14 protein-coding genes are annotated in these 15198 nt (G+C 39.5%); 7 read left to right on the forward strand and 7 right to left on the reverse strand.

The genetic code is table 11. From position 1 onward, the window contains the following. Window positions 1–37 precede the first annotated feature (37 nt). The 4 genes from AC570I_RS09145 to AC570I_RS09160 form a co-directional block, all read right to left on the reverse strand. Window positions 38–682: an HD domain-containing protein gene (locus AC570I_RS09145; RefSeq protein ID WP_497405217.1), complete on the reverse strand. Its 645-nt coding sequence runs from the start codon at window positions 680–682 to the stop codon at window positions 38–40. A 75-nt stretch (window positions 683–757) separates the two neighbouring features. Beyond that, window positions 758–1039: a helix-turn-helix domain-containing protein gene (locus AC570I_RS09150; protein WP_047799609.1), complete on the reverse strand. Its 282-nt coding sequence runs from the start codon at window positions 1037–1039 to the stop codon at window positions 758–760. A 325-nt stretch (window positions 1040–1364) separates the two neighbouring features. Beyond that, window positions 1365–1859 carry a hypothetical protein gene (locus AC570I_RS09155; RefSeq protein WP_053058391.1) on the reverse strand — a complete coding sequence of 165 codons (495 nt, stop codon included), beginning with the start codon at window positions 1857–1859 and terminating at the stop codon, window positions 1365–1367. A gap of 65 nt (window positions 1860–1924) precedes the next feature. Continuing rightward, complete coding sequence (locus AC570I_RS09160; RefSeq protein ID WP_497405247.1) at window positions 1925–3103, reverse strand: THUMP domain-containing class I SAM-dependent RNA methyltransferase; 1179 nt, start codon at window positions 3101–3103, stop codon at window positions 1925–1927. A 70-nt stretch (window positions 3104–3173) separates the two neighbouring features. On the opposite strand from AC570I_RS09160, the gene AC570I_RS09165 reads away from it, so the two are divergent. The 3 genes from AC570I_RS09165 (at window position 3174) to AC570I_RS09175 (ending at window position 6674) form a co-directional block, all read left to right on the forward strand. Beyond that, complete coding sequence (locus AC570I_RS09165) at window positions 3174–3539, forward strand: DUF3127 domain-containing protein (RefSeq protein ID WP_047799608.1); 366 nt, start codon at window positions 3174–3176, stop codon at window positions 3537–3539. Window positions 3540–3980: 441 nt separating this feature from the next. After that, window positions 3981–5807: a sensor histidine kinase gene (locus AC570I_RS09170; RefSeq protein ID WP_497405218.1), complete on the forward strand. Its 1827-nt coding sequence runs from the start codon at window positions 3981–3983 to the stop codon at window positions 5805–5807. 171 nt (window positions 5808–5978) lie between these two features. Continuing rightward, window positions 5979–6674 carry a response regulator transcription factor gene (locus AC570I_RS09175; protein WP_197082400.1) on the forward strand — a complete coding sequence of 232 codons (696 nt, stop codon included), beginning with the start codon at window positions 5979–5981 and terminating at the stop codon, window positions 6672–6674. A 47-nt stretch (window positions 6675–6721) separates the two neighbouring features. On the opposite strand, the gene AC570I_RS09180 is transcribed toward AC570I_RS09175, so the two are convergent. After that, window positions 6722–7573, reverse strand: a complete 852-nt coding sequence (locus tag AC570I_RS09180; RefSeq protein ID WP_497405219.1) for a menaquinone biosynthesis family protein — start codon at window positions 7571–7573, stop codon at window positions 6722–6724. Between the two features lie 40 nt (window positions 7574–7613). After that, window positions 7614–8237 (reverse strand): futalosine hydrolase, encoded by a 624-nt coding sequence (gene mqnB / locus AC570I_RS09185; protein ID WP_497405220.1) that lies wholly within the window; start codon window positions 8235–8237, stop codon window positions 7614–7616. A gap of 85 nt (window positions 8238–8322) precedes the next feature. On the opposite strand from mqnB, the gene AC570I_RS09190 reads away from it, so the two are divergent. The 4 genes from AC570I_RS09190 (at window position 8323) to AC570I_RS09205 (ending at window position 14171) form a co-directional block, all read left to right on the forward strand. Next, the gene (locus AC570I_RS09190; RefSeq protein ID WP_047799604.1) at window positions 8323–8733 is read left to right on the forward strand and encodes a 6-pyruvoyl trahydropterin synthase family protein; all 411 of its coding nucleotides are present in this window, start codon (window positions 8323–8325) and stop codon (window positions 8731–8733) included. A gap of 12 nt (window positions 8734–8745) precedes the next feature. After that, window positions 8746–9381: a GTP cyclohydrolase I FolE gene (gene folE, locus AC570I_RS09195; protein WP_047799603.1), complete on the forward strand. Its 636-nt coding sequence runs from the start codon at window positions 8746–8748 to the stop codon at window positions 9379–9381. Window positions 9382–9467: 86 nt separating this feature from the next. Further along, window positions 9468–10349 (forward strand): ACP S-malonyltransferase, encoded by an 882-nt coding sequence (fabD, locus tag AC570I_RS09200; protein ID WP_497405221.1) that lies wholly within the window; start codon window positions 9468–9470, stop codon window positions 10347–10349. 90 nt (window positions 10350–10439) lie between these two features. Beyond that, window positions 10440–14171 (forward strand): sensor histidine kinase, encoded by a 3732-nt coding sequence (locus AC570I_RS09205; protein ID WP_497405222.1) that lies wholly within the window; start codon window positions 10440–10442, stop codon window positions 14169–14171. 13 nt (window positions 14172–14184) lie between these two features. Here the strand turns inward: AC570I_RS09205 and AC570I_RS09210 are convergent, their stop codons facing one another. Continuing rightward, a complete protein-coding gene (locus tag AC570I_RS09210) occupies window positions 14185–15087 on the reverse strand; it encodes a DUF8428 domain-containing protein (RefSeq protein WP_497405223.1) in 903 nt (300 codons plus the stop codon). Window positions 15088–15198 lie beyond the last annotated feature (111 nt).

The raw sequence follows: 15198 nt of genomic DNA on the forward strand, positions 1-15198 counted from the left end.
AATACTGATTAATGAGTATTTTTAGAAGTGTAAGGAGTTAATTCCCTTCCCATTCTGAATAAAAGTGATCCAAATAAAGGAGCATGAAGTCGTGTCTTTTCTGTGCCAGTGCCTTTCCGGTAACTGTGTTCATCATGTCTTTCAACAATAACAATTTCTCGTAAAAGTGGTTTATTGTAGGTGCAGTAGTATTTTTATAACTTTCTTTGGAGTGATGTTGCTGCACTGAAACCTCCGGGTCATACAACACGCGGTTTTTGAATCCACCATAAGTAAAAGCCCTTGCAATCCCAATGGCACCAATTGCATCCAAACGATCTGCATCTTGTACAATTTGCATCTCTTTTGACGAAAAACCAGTGTTGTCAAAACTATTCTTGAACGACATGTTTTGAATGATCAGTTTAACATGTTTGACAACCGCCAGATCGACATTAACCGACAACATGAATTCTTCTGCCACGCGTGGCCCAACCGTTTCGTCGCCGTTATTAAATTTAGGATCTGCAATGTCATGTAACAGGGCAGCCAGGGCAACAATCAACTCATCGCCATTTTCCTGATTATTAATATTTAATGCTGTTTTAAGCACACGTTCGATGTGAAACCAATCATGACCAGCCTCAGCATTAGCCAATGTCAATTTTACAAATTCTACGGTTTCATTAAGGATAGACTGCATAAATTATAATTTGTTCCAAAGGTATTGGAAATCTATGCACAACGAAAGAAATGATTTCAACAGTTAATCATAAATTTAACCTGTTGAAAGTGCTCTGTTCTCATCATCCGTAATGATCTTAATCAAATCCTGATGGTTCAAGGTAAGCAGATATGCAACCTCCACTTCCAAAATGGCAGCGATTTGGAAAAGGCGATCAACAGTTAACTTACTGTAGCCAAGTTCAATTTTGCTATAGGCATTCTGCGATATCTTCAATTTTGCTGCCAGATAATCCTGAGTATAATCTCTATACTCCCTTATCTTTCTAATATTTCCAGCAACATTCTTTGTTTTTAAAGCCAGTACATCTTCCATAAAATAGGGATAATTTTAACATTTTGATAATATACGCGTTTTTTTAGATGGCAGATTCCTGAAACAACAACTTTTAATACTGTAGGGAATAAAATACTATGGCTTATTTGAGCATAATCAAAACATAACAACAACTGAAAAGTTTATTAAATTCCTTTTAGTTGTTGTTAATCAATACATTGTCATTGATTTATTTACGGTGTAATCAGCTATAAAGATCCATTTCAAGATTTGACTATAATCAAGGCGTTTCTTCTAAAGCAATAGGAGATACTTATGACCATGATCCAGCCTTAGATTGTTCAAAGGTAAAATTCAGCAAATTTTAATACAGACCCCAGTCATCCTCAAATTCATCTTTTTCGAAACATTTTACCCATTCGATGAATAACAAGCGAAACTTATCAATCTCATCCAATACGATATCTCTGTATTCAGGTGTACAGATCTCAAACATATCAGCTGCTCTTACCTGAGTTTCCAGCTCTTTGCAATTGGTACGGATAACAGATGCATTTTCCATTCTCAGGATGTACATGTTAGCCCCTTCTGCGCCAATTATTTTTGGACACAGCATCATGGCATTTTGCATGATCAGGCTTCCGGTCATGTCGGCCATTTCACCTTCCAGGGTTTCGCAAAACAAGGCTGCATATTTATACACAGCCCTTGCCTGGTTGTAAAGATTTTTTGCGCGATTGGCTTTTAACCTTACTTTGTCAGCCTCGAAAGGAGATAAATTTTCTACATCCTCATCGTCTCTGCCAAAGCGGTTAAAGTGTTCCCATTCGGGCATATGGTCCATGTCATCAAACTCCATATTCTTCAATTTTTCACGTCATGGGACGTAAGAGAGCGTAATATATTAATTTTCAGTTAAAAAGACTATGCGTCAGTTTGTGGTGTGCGGCGGGATCCATCATACAATTCGTATTCCAGCATCCTGCAATCCAGCTTGCCATTATAGAATTCTATTTTTCTCGAGGCTTTCAGCCCGATTTTTTTTGCAAGATCAGGATTTCCGGTAAAGATATAGCCCGAAAAACCTTTGCATTTGGTTTTCATGAAATCGCCCATGCGTTTATAGGTAAGTTCCAGTTTACTATGCACGCCTAACCGCTCTCCATATTCAGGATTAAAAACCACAACGCCTTTTCCATCTTCCGGTACGGGAGTAAGTTCAAAATCGCAAACCTCAAATTCAATCAAAGTGTCAACGCCAGCAGTTTTGGCGTTTTTGCGGGTAACTTCTACTGCATCTTCAGAAAGATCTGAAGCTACAATTTTCAGGTCAACATTTTTAATAACCTGGTCTTTTAAAATCCTGCGCTCTGAGAAAAATGCCTGCTCGTCGTATCCGATAATATGCATAAATCCATAGTTCATTCTATATAAACCTGGTGCACGGTTGGTTGCAATCAGTGCGGCTTCAATGGCCAGTGTTCCTGATCCGCACATTGGATTGATAAAAGCAGATTTACGGTCCCAGTTGGTTGCGTAAATCACTCCCGAAGCCAACGCTTCAAGCATTGGTGCTTTTCCCGGAATTTTCCTGTAACCATGTTTAGCCAGCGTTTCGCCCGAAGAATCGATAAACACTTCCGCTTCTGCATCTTTCCAGTATAAATGAACAACTGCTTTATTGGCATCAGATCCGGAATTAGGGCGAATACCTTTTTTCTCCTTCATTCTGTCGACTATTGCATCTTTAACTTTTAGATTGGCAAAAAGCGGCGTAGTGATATTAGGGTTATCAACATTTGAAGTAACGGAAAAGTAACCGGTAAAGTCAATCAGTTCTTCCCACTCAATAGCTTTAATCTCCTCATATAGATCGTCCGGTGTGTTTGCTTTAAAGCTTTTTATGGAGTATAAAATCTGGCTGGCGCAGCGCAAGTTTAAATTGAGCTTTATGCACTCTGTAAAGGTGATATGGAGCTCAACGCCGGTGGCAAATGCTCTTTCTATGGTGTAACCTAAAGCCGTAACTTCATTTTGTAAATAAGGCGACAGGCGTTTATTGCAGGTGATAATTACCCTGCTTTTATTGTGGAAAACTTGCATCATAATATATGCGAAGTTATCAATAAAATTATTGAGATTTGATGTTTAGAGTACAATATTAGTATTAGTTATGGAAATTAAAGGAAAAGTACACGAAGTAGGCGCAACGCAGCAAGTGAGTGAAACGTTTAAAAAACGTGATTTAATAGTAGAATACGCAGAAAATCCAACATACCCAGAATATATTCGTTTTGAGGCTTTGCAAGATAAAACAGCATTATTAGATACATTCAAAACTGGCGATGAAGTGGAAGTTTTCTTTAACTTACGTGGCCGTCCCTGGACAGATAAATCAGGAAAAACATCATATTTTAACAGTTTGGTAATCTGGAGAATTAATGCAGTTGCTGCAGGTGCTCCGGCTTCAGCCCCAGCTTATGCAGCTCCGGTTGATGTAAGTAACACCACTGGTGAAGACGATGATTTGCCTTTCTAAATAAAGATTCTTTTTTAAGCAAACAATTTTGAACCATGCCGGGGCTTTTGTCCCGGCATTTTTTTTTCTAATCATCCTGAATCATCTTTATTAAACCTTTTACGGATCATGCTTGATCATGGAAAGTGTTTTAGATGATGAAGATATTGCTCAATTATTTCACTTTATAAACACAGTAGTTAGACACAGATTATTCACTTGTAATTGTCATGGTAGTGTCTCGGATCTGAACAGGATCCGAAGAGGATCTGAATCGTAAGACATTTTTTCACACTCTTCCAGTTTCATTTGGATTTAAGATCTTGTAATTTCATATCTCAAGTATTCGGCATGTTCATGTTAAATTTTGTTAAAAACAAATGGTTCAGTCTTTTAATGGTTATTTTTGAAATTTACAACGCGTAAGTTTTCAGTTCAAACATGAACCAGATATTTGGGTAAATGAAGAAGAGAGGTTTTTGGTTAATTACCGTGTTAATGACGGTAGCTTTGCTCGGGGTTTTCGTAATGCAATTGTATTACATCAGGGAATCGTATAAGCTAAAATCTCAGCTATTTGACGAGCAGGTAAATCAAACACTCACTTCGGTAGCCAATAAAGTTCAGCGTAGAAACGTTGCTGATCACCTTAACAGGAAAGATGCTGAAAACAAATTAAAGCAACTGCAGGATTCCAGGCAGCGCGCACTCGACATTAAAGATTTAAGACAGCAATATATTCAGGGAGCAGAATTGCGGCAAGCCGAACGGGAGAATGAGATTGAAAACTATTTGAACCAGCAGGATAGTATCATCCGGGTATCTTACCGTGCTCCAGATGTGATATCTGAAAAAGAGTATAGTTCTCTAACATCCAAAAACGGCGATAAACTCGATTTGCAAATGGATGCCATTGTAGATATGAGAAGCCTGATTTTAAAGGGTTATAGTATGCGTACCAAGCCATTTTCTGCTCCTCCAAAAGCTTTCGAATTTAAAAGCATGCAAAGCTTACCAGATACTTTACGATATCTGGTTTTTGACCCGAGAGATGGAAGTCCGGGTTTTGCCAATGTGCCGAAAATACCGAACGATTTAGAAAAGAAGTTTAAGCGTGAAGACGATATTGCCAAAAAGCAGCTCGAAATTAAAATTGCGGCACTAGGGAAGGATACTTTTACTTATACCCGTTTAAGTGTAGTTGAAGATGTATCTAAAGAGTTGCAGGAAACTAATATCCCCATTTACAAACGAATCAATTTCGATTCGCTGGGTAATTTGATAAAAGGTGAGTTGCAGGCGCACAATATTAATCTGGAACCATCTTACCGGGTATCGCTGGCAAAGAAAGATTCCACGATTTTCATGACAGCTTCCAATGTTAAAGGTGAGTTTTTACCTGAAAACACCTATAAAATCCCTTTGTTTGGAAATGATATCTTTCGGGATCCGGGAATGCTATTTGTTAGTTTCCCAAATAAAAACTCAGCTATAGTTTCTAATTTAAGCGCTACTTTAGCTTCATCTGTAGGGCTGTTACTCGTGCTTGTTTTCATATTTTCTTACACGTTATATGCCATCTTAAAGCAAAAGAAAATATCGGAGATGAAAACAGATTTCATTAACAACATGACACACGAGTTTAAAACTCCGGTGGCAACCATTATGATTGCCAGTGAAGCGCTTAAAGATCCGGAGGTTACCGAAGATAAAAACCGGCTGAAGCGTTTAGCGAGTATTATTTACGATGAGAATGTTCGACTCGGAAGTCACATTGAGCGGGTTTTGAGCATTGCCCGTTTAGAAAAAGGGGAGCTAAAAATGGAGATTGAAGAGGTTGATATGAATGATCTAATTGTAATTGTGCTGGATAGCATGGGTTTACAGCTGGAAAAGAAAAATGCCATCATCAACATCAATACCGAGGCTCAAAATGCCACAGTGTTGGGTGATGAATTACATCTCTCAAATGTGATTTATAACCTGATTGATAATGCCAATAAATATAGTGTTGAAACGCCAGAAATTACCATTACCACACGAAATACTCACAGTCGGCTGATTATAGAAATAGCAGATAAAGGTATCGGAATGACAAAGGACCAGACGAAAAGAATTTTTGATCAGTTCTATCGTGTTCCAACAGGTAACCTGCACGACGTGAAAGGTTTTGGCTTAGGGTTAAATTACGTGCAGGACATTGTGAAACAAAGCAATGGTACAATTAAAGTGAGTAGTGAAAAAGATAAAGGAACGACATTCGAAATATCTTTACCTTTATCAAATTAACTAACTGTCGGTACAAAAGCTTGCTTTATCGATACATCAATAACACAACAGTTTAATTTATCTAATATAGTGTCGAATTAATTTAATCACCATATTAATTAAACCGTTATGCACACTCATAATCAAACCTTCAGTGTAGGTAATGCTACATATGTGAATAAAATTAAGAAAATGAAGAAAATACTTTTGGTTGAGGACGATCCGAATTTAGGATTATTGCTACAGGATTACCTGCAGTTAAAGGGCAAGTTCGAGGTTGTGCTTTGTACTGATGGTGAGGATGGCTTGAGGGCATTCAATAAGCAAAGTTTTGATCTTTGTATTCTCGACGTGATGATGCCTAAAAAAGACGGCTTTACACTAGGTAAAGACATTAGAAAGGTGAATGCTCATGTTCCGATTATTTTTGCCACTGCTAAAACCATGCTGGAGGATAAATCTGCTGCGTATGATTTAGGAGGGGATGACTATATTACAAAGCCCTTTCGCATCGAAGAACTTCTGCTTCGCATCAACGCCATGTTTAAGCGTGTGGCAAATAAAGGAGACCAGGGTGAAGAAGCTGCTGAAACTCAGTTTTCAGTAGGGAAATATATTTTTGATTACACTACGCAGATCATCTCCAGTGGCGATGAACATCAAAAATTGTCGACCAAAGAAGCTGAGCTTTTGCGTTTGCTTTGCCTGAAGAAAAACACTGTCTTAACACGTGAAGAGGCCTTGTTAAGTATTTGGCACGACGATAATTATTTCAACGGGCGTAGTATGGATGTGTTTTTAAGTAAACTGCGGAAGTACTTGCGGGGCGATTCGAGTGTTGAGATTATCAACGTTCATGGTAAAGGTTATAAGTTATTGGTTAATTAAAACCATATTTATCTGCTTTCTTGTGTAGGATTGGGAGGTCTCCGGAATTATTCGATGTATAAGTCCTGTTGAATTGCCGGAATCAGCTTTCTCTCCTGTGCCAGGGAAAATAGTGTATCAACGGCCTGCCTGCCTTTTTCGCCTAAATGAATACTATATTGATTTACGTACAGTTCGATGTGTTTGTACATCACCGCCTCGTCCATCTCTTGTGCATGCCGGCGTATAAAATCAATGCCTGATTTAGGATTAGCAAAGGCAAATTCAACTGACTTTCTGATTAACCTGTTAACTTTTAATTGCACATCCCTGTCGAGTTTTCTATTGATTACAATACCTCCCAGAGGAATTGCACATCCGGTAAGCTTTTCCCAATAATCGCCCAGATCCACGATTTTAGTCAAACCTTTATCCTGGTAAGTAAAACGGTTTTCATGAATGATCAGTCCAAGATCAATCTGATCATCAAGCAGGGCTGATTCAATTTCAGAAAAAACCATTTCCTGTTTATTCTGAAGCTGAGGATAGGCAATCCCTAATAAAAAGTTGGCAGTTGTATATTTCCCGGGAATGCCGATTTTAAGATTGCTGCTATCTTGATTGATCGCTTCGGCCAGGCTTTCTGCTGTATACTTGTGACTAATCAAGAGCGGCCCCACGCCAAAGCCTAATGCACTACCTGCATCTAATAACGCGTATTGATTTGCCACATAGGCGAAAGCATGAAAACTAAGCTTGGTAATGTCGAGTTGCCCTACAAGCGCTTTTTGATTTAGTGTTTCCACGTCATCGTAAAAAACTTCAAACTCTAAACCTTCAGTATCAATCTTATGATGAATCAGCGCATCAAAAATGAAGGTGTCGTTAGGGCAGGGAGAAAAACCAAGTGTAAGCTTCATGTTTCAAATGTAGTTACTGCGAAAAATTAAAAAGTCATGCTCAGTTCATTTCTCCGATAAATGAGATGGCCCAATCGTTCAGGTTTTTAATCGCCAAACCGATCTTCCAGTTTTCTTTATTGCGGGGTTCTACATAATTGGAAACACTTCTAATCTGAATACAGTCTATATGCTGTTGTTTGCAGGCATATAGCACAGCTGCGCCTTCCATGCTTTCTGTTGTTGGACTGAACCTCTTAACCAGGCTTGCAATACTTTTCTCGCTCCCTGTCACACAGTTTACGGTAATACCTTTTGCTAAAGGCAGCCCCACTTTCTTATCCGTTTTTGACTTATAATGATTGTCGCCAAAGCCCAGGTCAGTGATGCTGATAAATTCATTTCCGTTTTCTGCCCCCAGTTCGGCAAAAATATCCTCGGTAATGTTCAAAACAGTGCCCAATTCAATATTTCTATTGAAACAACCGGCTATACCAAAGTTTAAAACCAGGTTGTATTTTGGACTGAGGTGTTGCCCAAGGGCAAAAGCAGTTGCTACCATACCAACCCCGGTAATGAGTACATCGAAGCTTTTGCTCTCCACAAAGTCGCCTCCTGGCAAATTGAAATGCTGGTAGAAAAAAGCCAGTTCTGCTTTTGTGGCGGCTACAACTAAAGTTTTCATCAGGTAAATGTAGGAGATTGTTTTAATTAAATGGCTTTCTTAGTCTTAAAGCTTAATGAGTATATTTGTACTTTATTTGATAATAATGATTTATATAACGAGAAAAGCATCATTTAACGCCGCACATAAATTAGCCCGTACCGATTGGGACGATGATAAGAATAGTGAAGTTTATGGTAAATGCGCCAATCCGAACTGGCATGGACATAACTATTGGTTATACGTTACGGTAAAAGGCGAGGTAAACCCCGAAACTGGTTTCCTTGTAGATTTGAAGTGGCTTAAGGATGTAATGAATACGTATGTTGTAGATAAGGTTGACCATAAAAACTTAAATCTGGATGTCGATTTTATGAAAGGCAAACTGGCCTCAACAGAAAATCTGGCCATTGAAATCTGGAAACAGTTGCTGGGCCCGATTTCAGAGAGCGGCGCGATTTTGCATTGCGTTAAAATCTATGAGACGGAAAATAATTATGTTGAATACTTTGGTTAATAACCCCAATTAATGAGCACAAAAGACGTATTAAAAGGCGAATCCAGAGACGGCTATGTAAAAATAGACCGCTATAATGAGGCAAAAATCGAAGCCGTTGCCACGCACTATAAAGATATCCTGGGTCAGCTGGGTGAAGACCCTGAACGTGAAGGTTTGATTAAAACACCTGAGCGTGTGGCTAAAGCTTTACAATATCTCACCCATGGCTATGACCTGAAACCCGATGAGATTTTGAAGTCGGCCATGTTTGAAGAAGACTACAGCCAGATGGTAGTTGTAAAAGATATTGAAGTTTATTCCATGTGTGAGCACCACATGTTGCCTTTTTTCGGCAAAGCGCATATCGCTTATATTCCAAACGGACATATTGTTGGGTTAAGTAAAATCCCCCGGGTTGTAGATGCTTTCGCGCGTCGTTTACAGGTGCAGGAACGTTTAACCAATGAAATCAGAGACTGTATACAGAATACTCTAAACCCGATGGGTGTAGCGGTGGTAATGGAGTGCCGTCATCTTTGTATGGCTATGCGCGGGGTGCAGAAACAAAACTCTGTCACCACCACATCTGCTTTTACCGGGACGTTTTTAAGTAATGATAAAACAAGAGCTGAGTTTTTAAGGCTAATTACCGCGAGTTTAGACTAATCAAGTTAAATACAAAGTATCAGATATCTGGGTTTAAGCAATAGGTTTTCTTTTTCTAAAACCCCATATCTCCAATTTAATTTTTAATGAAAGCATACATTTTTCCTGGACAAGGAGCACAATTTGTGGGCATGGGTAAAGATCTTTATGAGAATCCCGAAGCTGCAGCATTATTTGAAAAAGCAAATGAAATTATCGGTTTCCGTATCAGCGATATCATGTTTGGCGGAACAGACGAGGAACTGAAACAAACCAATGTAACACAGCCGGCAATTTTCTTGCATTCAGTGATTCTGGCTAAGGTTTTAGGCGAAGCGTTTAAACCTGATATGGTTGCAGGACATTCTTTAGGAGAATTTTCTGCTTTAGTGGCTGCCAATGCACTCAGTTTTGAGGATGGATTGAAGCTGGTTATTGCGCGGGCAAATGCCATGCAAAAAGCATGTGAAGCACAGCCTTCAACAATGGCTGCTATTTTGGGATTAGCTGATGATGTGGTAGAGAAAATCTGTGCGGAGATAGATGCCGTTGTTGTTCCGGCTAACTACAACTGCCCGGGGCAACTGGTTATTTCCGGTAGTATTGAAGGAATCGACCTGGCTTGTGCAAGGTTAACCGAAGCCGGTGCTAAAAGAGCATTGAAGTTAAACGTAGGTGGTGCATTTCACTCACCTTTGATGGAGCCCGCCAAGGTAGAATTACAGGCAGCGATTGAGGCAACCAATATTTCCGTGCCTATTTGTCCGGTTTATCAAAATGTTGATGCAAAGCCTTATACTGATCCGTCAGAAATTAAAGCGAATTTGATCAAACAATTAACTGGCGCTGTACGTTGGACTCAGACTGTTGAGCATATGCTAGCAGATGGGGCAACTGATTTTGTTGAGGTTGGGCCTGGAAATGTATTGCAGGGACTGGTTAAAAAAGTAAGCCGCGAAGTGCAAACGAGTAGCGCCAACATAGCTTAATTTACAGCCTGTTAAAATATTTGCAACGCCATAAACTAAGCAGTTTATGGCGTTGTTTTTTATCAATATTTAATATCTTTATCAAAATCGATGAAATTGAGCTTTGGTGTAAAAATAAGGTTTCTCTTGTTTGTTTTAGGCTGCTGCCTTATTGCAACTTCCATTTCATTAAGCAGATTTACCACCAAAAATGAACTCCTTGACCGCGATGCCAAAGAGATACAGGAAAACCTGTTGATCAAAGAAAAAGCAGTACAGGATTTTCTGGCCGATAAGCAGCAGGTTGCACTAGCCAGGCAGTTTCATCTTAAACCTGAGCATGCCATCCGTTTCATTACTACTTACCGTAAAATCAACGGGATTAACCTGCTCACCTATCAAAATAATCAGCTCAAATTCTGGAGCACTTATAAGGTTTCGGATATCGATCCGCTGGGGATTAAAGAAGGAATTTCGGTACTATACCTGTTAAATGGCTGGTATGAGGTGGTTAAAAGTACGCAGGGGAACTTTACTTTTATTTTCTTAATCTCCATTCAGTCGCAATATCAGTTTAAAGAAACCCAGTACTTCAAGAACGATCTCGATCCGCTGTTATCCAAATCCAGGCTGTTAACCATTGCTTCATTTACGGATAAAGATATTTATACTATTAAAAGCAGCGATGATAAATTTTTATTCGGCCTGAAGGTTAAGCCTGGCTACATCGACTCTTATTACTCCAACACCCAGTTGTGGATGTTTATTGCAGGTATCGCTTGCATTTGTATGTTCTTTAACTCATTATGCTCATACATTGCCCGGAGGGGGCATATCGCCTGGGCAACATTCCTTTTGTTATTTTTCTTTCTGGCTTTCAGGCTTTCTGATCTATACTTTGGCTGGTTCAACCACCGCTTTGCGCTTGAGTTGTTCGACCCGAAGATCTACGCCGATAGTTCCCTTATGCCATCCCTTGGCGATTTTCTTTTAAATGTTGTCGTGGCCACATGGCTTTTGCTTTTCATGTTTAACCATAAAGCGCAATATCAGTTTCCGGGCTGGGTTAAAAAGAATAAGGCAGTAGGTTTATGCATTCAGGCATTACTGATGGTTTTTATCGGATGGATCGGGTGGCAAACTGATGATATTTTCTTTGGGCTGATCTACAATTCGAAGATTAACTTCGACATTATCAATATCTTAAAGCTCAGTGGCACCAGCTGGGTCGGGATTGTGATTCTATGTTTGGCCTGGTTTCAGATTTATCTGATTACCATTGTCTCTGCAACGGTGAGTATGCAGCTCAACATTACCAACAGAGACCGGATCGTTATATTTTTGGCGGGCTTTCTGGGTGTTTTTGTATACAAACTGGTAGTAGACTTTAATGCCTTTTTCATTGTGTTTGCCCTGGTTCTATTTATTGTGGCCAGAGCGGTTTATGTTCAGGAGAAAACATTTTCAATCGGATTATTTGCAATTGTGTTCTTTTGCCTGGCTTTTAACACTTCAATCAAGTACACTAAGTATAAAGACATTAAAGAACGAAGCTTAAGAGAGCCGTTGGCTACCAGGGTGCAATCGTCCTATGATCCCAGTGCCATTGTAGCGCTTGGAATTCTGGGTGACGAGCTGGTTAACGATGGTTTTTTTACCAAATATTTCAGCAACATCCAAACCACAAATCCTGCGGTATTGAAAAACCACATCAAGGATTATCTGGATGGTTATCTGACCCGTTACGATTATCAGATTTATCCTTATAACAGCTCCGGCGTGGCCATTGCCAATCCGGATAGTCCGCCTATCAGCAAGTATAAAAATCTGGTTGAGGTTGGCTCAGTTAAAATTGAGGGATCGAATTATTTCTATCAGGTTAATAATACTTTTGGTTACCAGGATTATTTTGGAATCATTTCCATCGTGGACAAAGGGAGTCTTTTGGGAACACTGGTACTGGAGCTGCGATCTAAACCCTATAACTACAACAACCGGCTGCCAGATCTTTTAGGCGATCAGAAACAGGCCCGGGACCAGGAGTTCAAGGGTTATTCCATTGCCTTATACAGTAATAATAAATTACTCAACCAATCGGGTAACTATACCTATCCCTTGGATGGCAGTATATTTAAAGGAAAGCTGGACGACTTCGTGGTAACCAATGACCCTGATTTGCATTACAGCCATTTGATTTATAAGCCGAGTGCGAGTAAAATGATTGTGATTAGTAAGGAAAAGGTTGATTATGTGGAGCGCCTGGCTGCCTTATCTTTCTTTTTCCTTGTATTCATCATCTTTTCGCTGGTTTTATATGGATTGATCTGGCTGATCAAAAGCCTGGATGACGATAAAGTAGGCTGGTTCAGTATCAACCGGTCGCTGATGATCAACGCAAATAAGATTCTTTATAAAACCAGAATCCAGGTTGTTATTGTATTATCGGTAGTGGCTACCCTGGTTGTAGTGGGCTGGGTAACCTATTATTATATGGATAAGGAGTACCGTGGACAGCAGGATTTGCTGATTAAAGATAAGATCAGAAAAGTTCAGCAGAATTTCGAGAAGCAGATATTCAACAACGGAACGATTGCCAATGACGAAAATGCCGTTGCTGAATTTAACAACTTTGCTGACATCAATAATGCCGACTTGAATCTCTACGATGTTGATGGTAACTTATTGATGACTACGTATCCGAAACTGTATAATTATAAAGTGATTGGTAGAAAAATGGGTCCATTGGCATACGCGTACCTCCACAGTTTAAACCGGTCAGAATACATCAATTCAGAGGAAAAAATCGGAACGCTGACCTATGCAGCAGCCTATGCCCCGGTTAGAAATGCACAGAATAAAACAGTGGCCTACATTGGCCTTCCAAACTATTCTAATGAAGAAGAATATTCTGATAAAATTGCCTTGTTTGTGAGTAATCTGATCAATATTTATGCATTGGTTTTTGTTGCCATTGGTGTTCTGGCGGTATTTCTGGCTAATCAGATTACCAGTCCGCTGACTTTTATTCAGGAAAGTATCAGTAAAACCAAGATCGGGCAAAGGAGTGAGCCGATAGTTTGGCGGCGCCATGATGAAATTGGTTCGTTAATTAAAGAGTACAATAATATGATTGCGGCACTGGAAGAAAGTGCTTTGAAGCTTGCGCGGTCTGAACGGGAAAGTGCGTGGAGAGAAATGGCCAAACAGGTTGCCCATGAAATCAAGAACCCGCTTACGCCGTTGAAACTCGGTGTGCAGCTGCTGGATAAATCGTGGAGGGAGAAGGATCCGAATTTCGAGCTGAAATTTAATAAGTTCAGTAAATCTTTTATTGAGCAGATTGAAAGCCTTTCGAAAATTGCCTCTGAGTTTTCAAACTTTGCGAAAATGCCTGATATGAACCTTGAAAAGCTGGATATTGTTCCGGTTATTGAGCAGGCGAGGGAGGTATATAAAAATACTGAAAATGTGGAAATTAATGTGCTCAATAAAACTGATCATGATATCAGGTTACTGGCTGATCATGACCAGCTGCTTCGAACGTTTAATAACCTATTTAAAAACGCAATTGAAGCAATGGACAGCCATACCCATTGCATTATCAACGTGAGTTTGTATAATGATGATTTAAGGGCATACATCGAAGTCAAAGACAACGGCCAGGGAATTCCTGAAATGCTGCAGGATAAGATTTTTGTGCCTAATTTTACTACCAAAACTTCTGGGACCGGTTTGGGACTGGCCTTTGTAAAACAAGCAATAGAAAATGCAGGGGGGACTATCAGATTTACTTCGGGTAGTGGAACAGGGACGACTTTTTATTTAAGTTTGAAACTGGCCTAATCATCATCAGGAATTACCTGAGTTCGATCTGGGCTTTTCCCATGGTATTTCCGTCTGCATATAGGATAACGGTGTAGATTCCTTTTATAAATGGTTTTGGATTGGCCCAATCGATTACGTAGGTGCTGTCGTCGTTATTGTAATCAATGTAGATGGAATGGCTGAACTGCATTTCCTGACCGTCGGCTTCGAAACGGTTGCTTTCGTCGGCAAGGAGGTTTCCCGCAGGATCAAAAACCCTAAGGTAAACATTGTGGTGACCTTTTTCGGCTACCTGATTTGGCACAACATTGAAGCGTACACTGAGCTTTTCTGCAGTTGAAGATTTAGTTACTTCGATTTTTTTTCCGCTGGATTTAGTTCTGAAAGCTACGATGTCGGCCGATTGGAGTTTTAGGGCTGCGGCTTTCTTTACCTTGGCATTCAGGTTTGCGTTTTCACTCTCGAGGCTGGAAGCTTTGTTGCTAATACTTTTTAAGGTATTTTCCAGGCTATCTTTACTATTCTTTAAAAAGATATTGTCTTTTTGAAGTTGTATGATCTGATCGTTATAATTCTTTACAAAGGTTTTGAGTTCGTTGATTTGCGAATTGGCCTTGTCGAGCTCCCCCTGAGTGATTTGATTCTTTTCCAGTGACTGTTTTAATTCTTCAATTTTTTCCCGGGCAAGCTTTTGTTCTTCCACAAGTTTATCGTTAAGATCAAGGTTCAGGGCGTTCACCTTATCCAGCTCCACTTCAATTTTCTCAACCTCTAGCCGTAACTTATCCTTTTCAGTGCTTACAGTAACAAACTTTTCGCTTTGCTGTCGATCCTTAAAGAAAAGGTAGGCATTTACTCCAACAAGTGCAGCGATAACGATGACCAGGAAGTAAATTTTGTTTCTATCGCCCTTATTAATCTTTTGTGGTTCCATTTTTTAATAATGCTGTATCTTCTTAAATTAATATACTTTTGTTGTTCCATAGGTAAATGGGGTACACAATTAATTTTAGCGGGCGCAAATTATAATTTTTAAAAAGATTAT

It is taken from the genome of Pedobacter sp. A2324, from assembly GCF_059693705.1.

Excerpts from the sequence above, each read along its gene's own strand:
- AC570I_RS09145 (WP_497405217.1), bottom strand. The coding sequence starts at position 682 with ATGCAGTCTATCCTTAATGAAACCGTAGAATTTGTAAAATTGACATTG.
- AC570I_RS09150 (WP_047799609.1), bottom strand. The coding sequence starts at position 1,039 with ATGGAAGATGTACTGGCTTTAAAAACAAAGAATGTTGCTGGAAATATT.
- AC570I_RS09155 (WP_053058391.1), bottom strand. The coding sequence starts at position 1,859 with ATGGAGTTTGATGACATGGACCATATGCCCGAATGGGAACACTTTAAC.
- AC570I_RS09160 (WP_497405247.1), bottom strand. The coding sequence starts at position 3,103 with ATGCAAGTTTTCCACAATAAAAGCAGGGTAATTATCACCTGCAATAAA.
- AC570I_RS09165 (WP_047799608.1), top strand. The coding sequence starts at position 3,174 with ATGGAAATTAAAGGAAAAGTACACGAAGTAGGCGCAACGCAGCAAGTG.
- AC570I_RS09170 (WP_497405218.1), top strand. The coding sequence starts at position 3,981 with ATGAAGAAGAGAGGTTTTTGGTTAATTACCGTGTTAATGACGGTAGCT.
- AC570I_RS09175 (WP_197082400.1), top strand. The coding sequence starts at position 5,979 with ATGAAGAAAATACTTTTGGTTGAGGACGATCCGAATTTAGGATTATTG.
- AC570I_RS09180 (WP_497405219.1), bottom strand. The coding sequence starts at position 7,573 with ATGAAGCTTACACTTGGTTTTTCTCCCTGCCCTAACGACACCTTCATT.
- mqnB (WP_497405220.1), bottom strand. The coding sequence starts at position 8,237 with ATGAAAACTTTAGTTGTAGCCGCCACAAAAGCAGAACTGGCTTTTTTC.
- AC570I_RS09190 (WP_047799604.1), top strand. The coding sequence starts at position 8,323 with ATGATTTATATAACGAGAAAAGCATCATTTAACGCCGCACATAAATTA.
- folE (WP_047799603.1), top strand. The coding sequence starts at position 8,746 with ATGAGCACAAAAGACGTATTAAAAGGCGAATCCAGAGACGGCTATGTA.
- fabD (WP_497405221.1), top strand. The coding sequence starts at position 9,468 with ATGAAAGCATACATTTTTCCTGGACAAGGAGCACAATTTGTGGGCATG.
- AC570I_RS09205 (WP_497405222.1), top strand. The coding sequence starts at position 10,440 with ATGAAATTGAGCTTTGGTGTAAAAATAAGGTTTCTCTTGTTTGTTTTA.
- AC570I_RS09210 (WP_497405223.1), bottom strand. The coding sequence starts at position 15,087 with ATGGAACCACAAAAGATTAATAAGGGCGATAGAAACAAAATTTACTTC.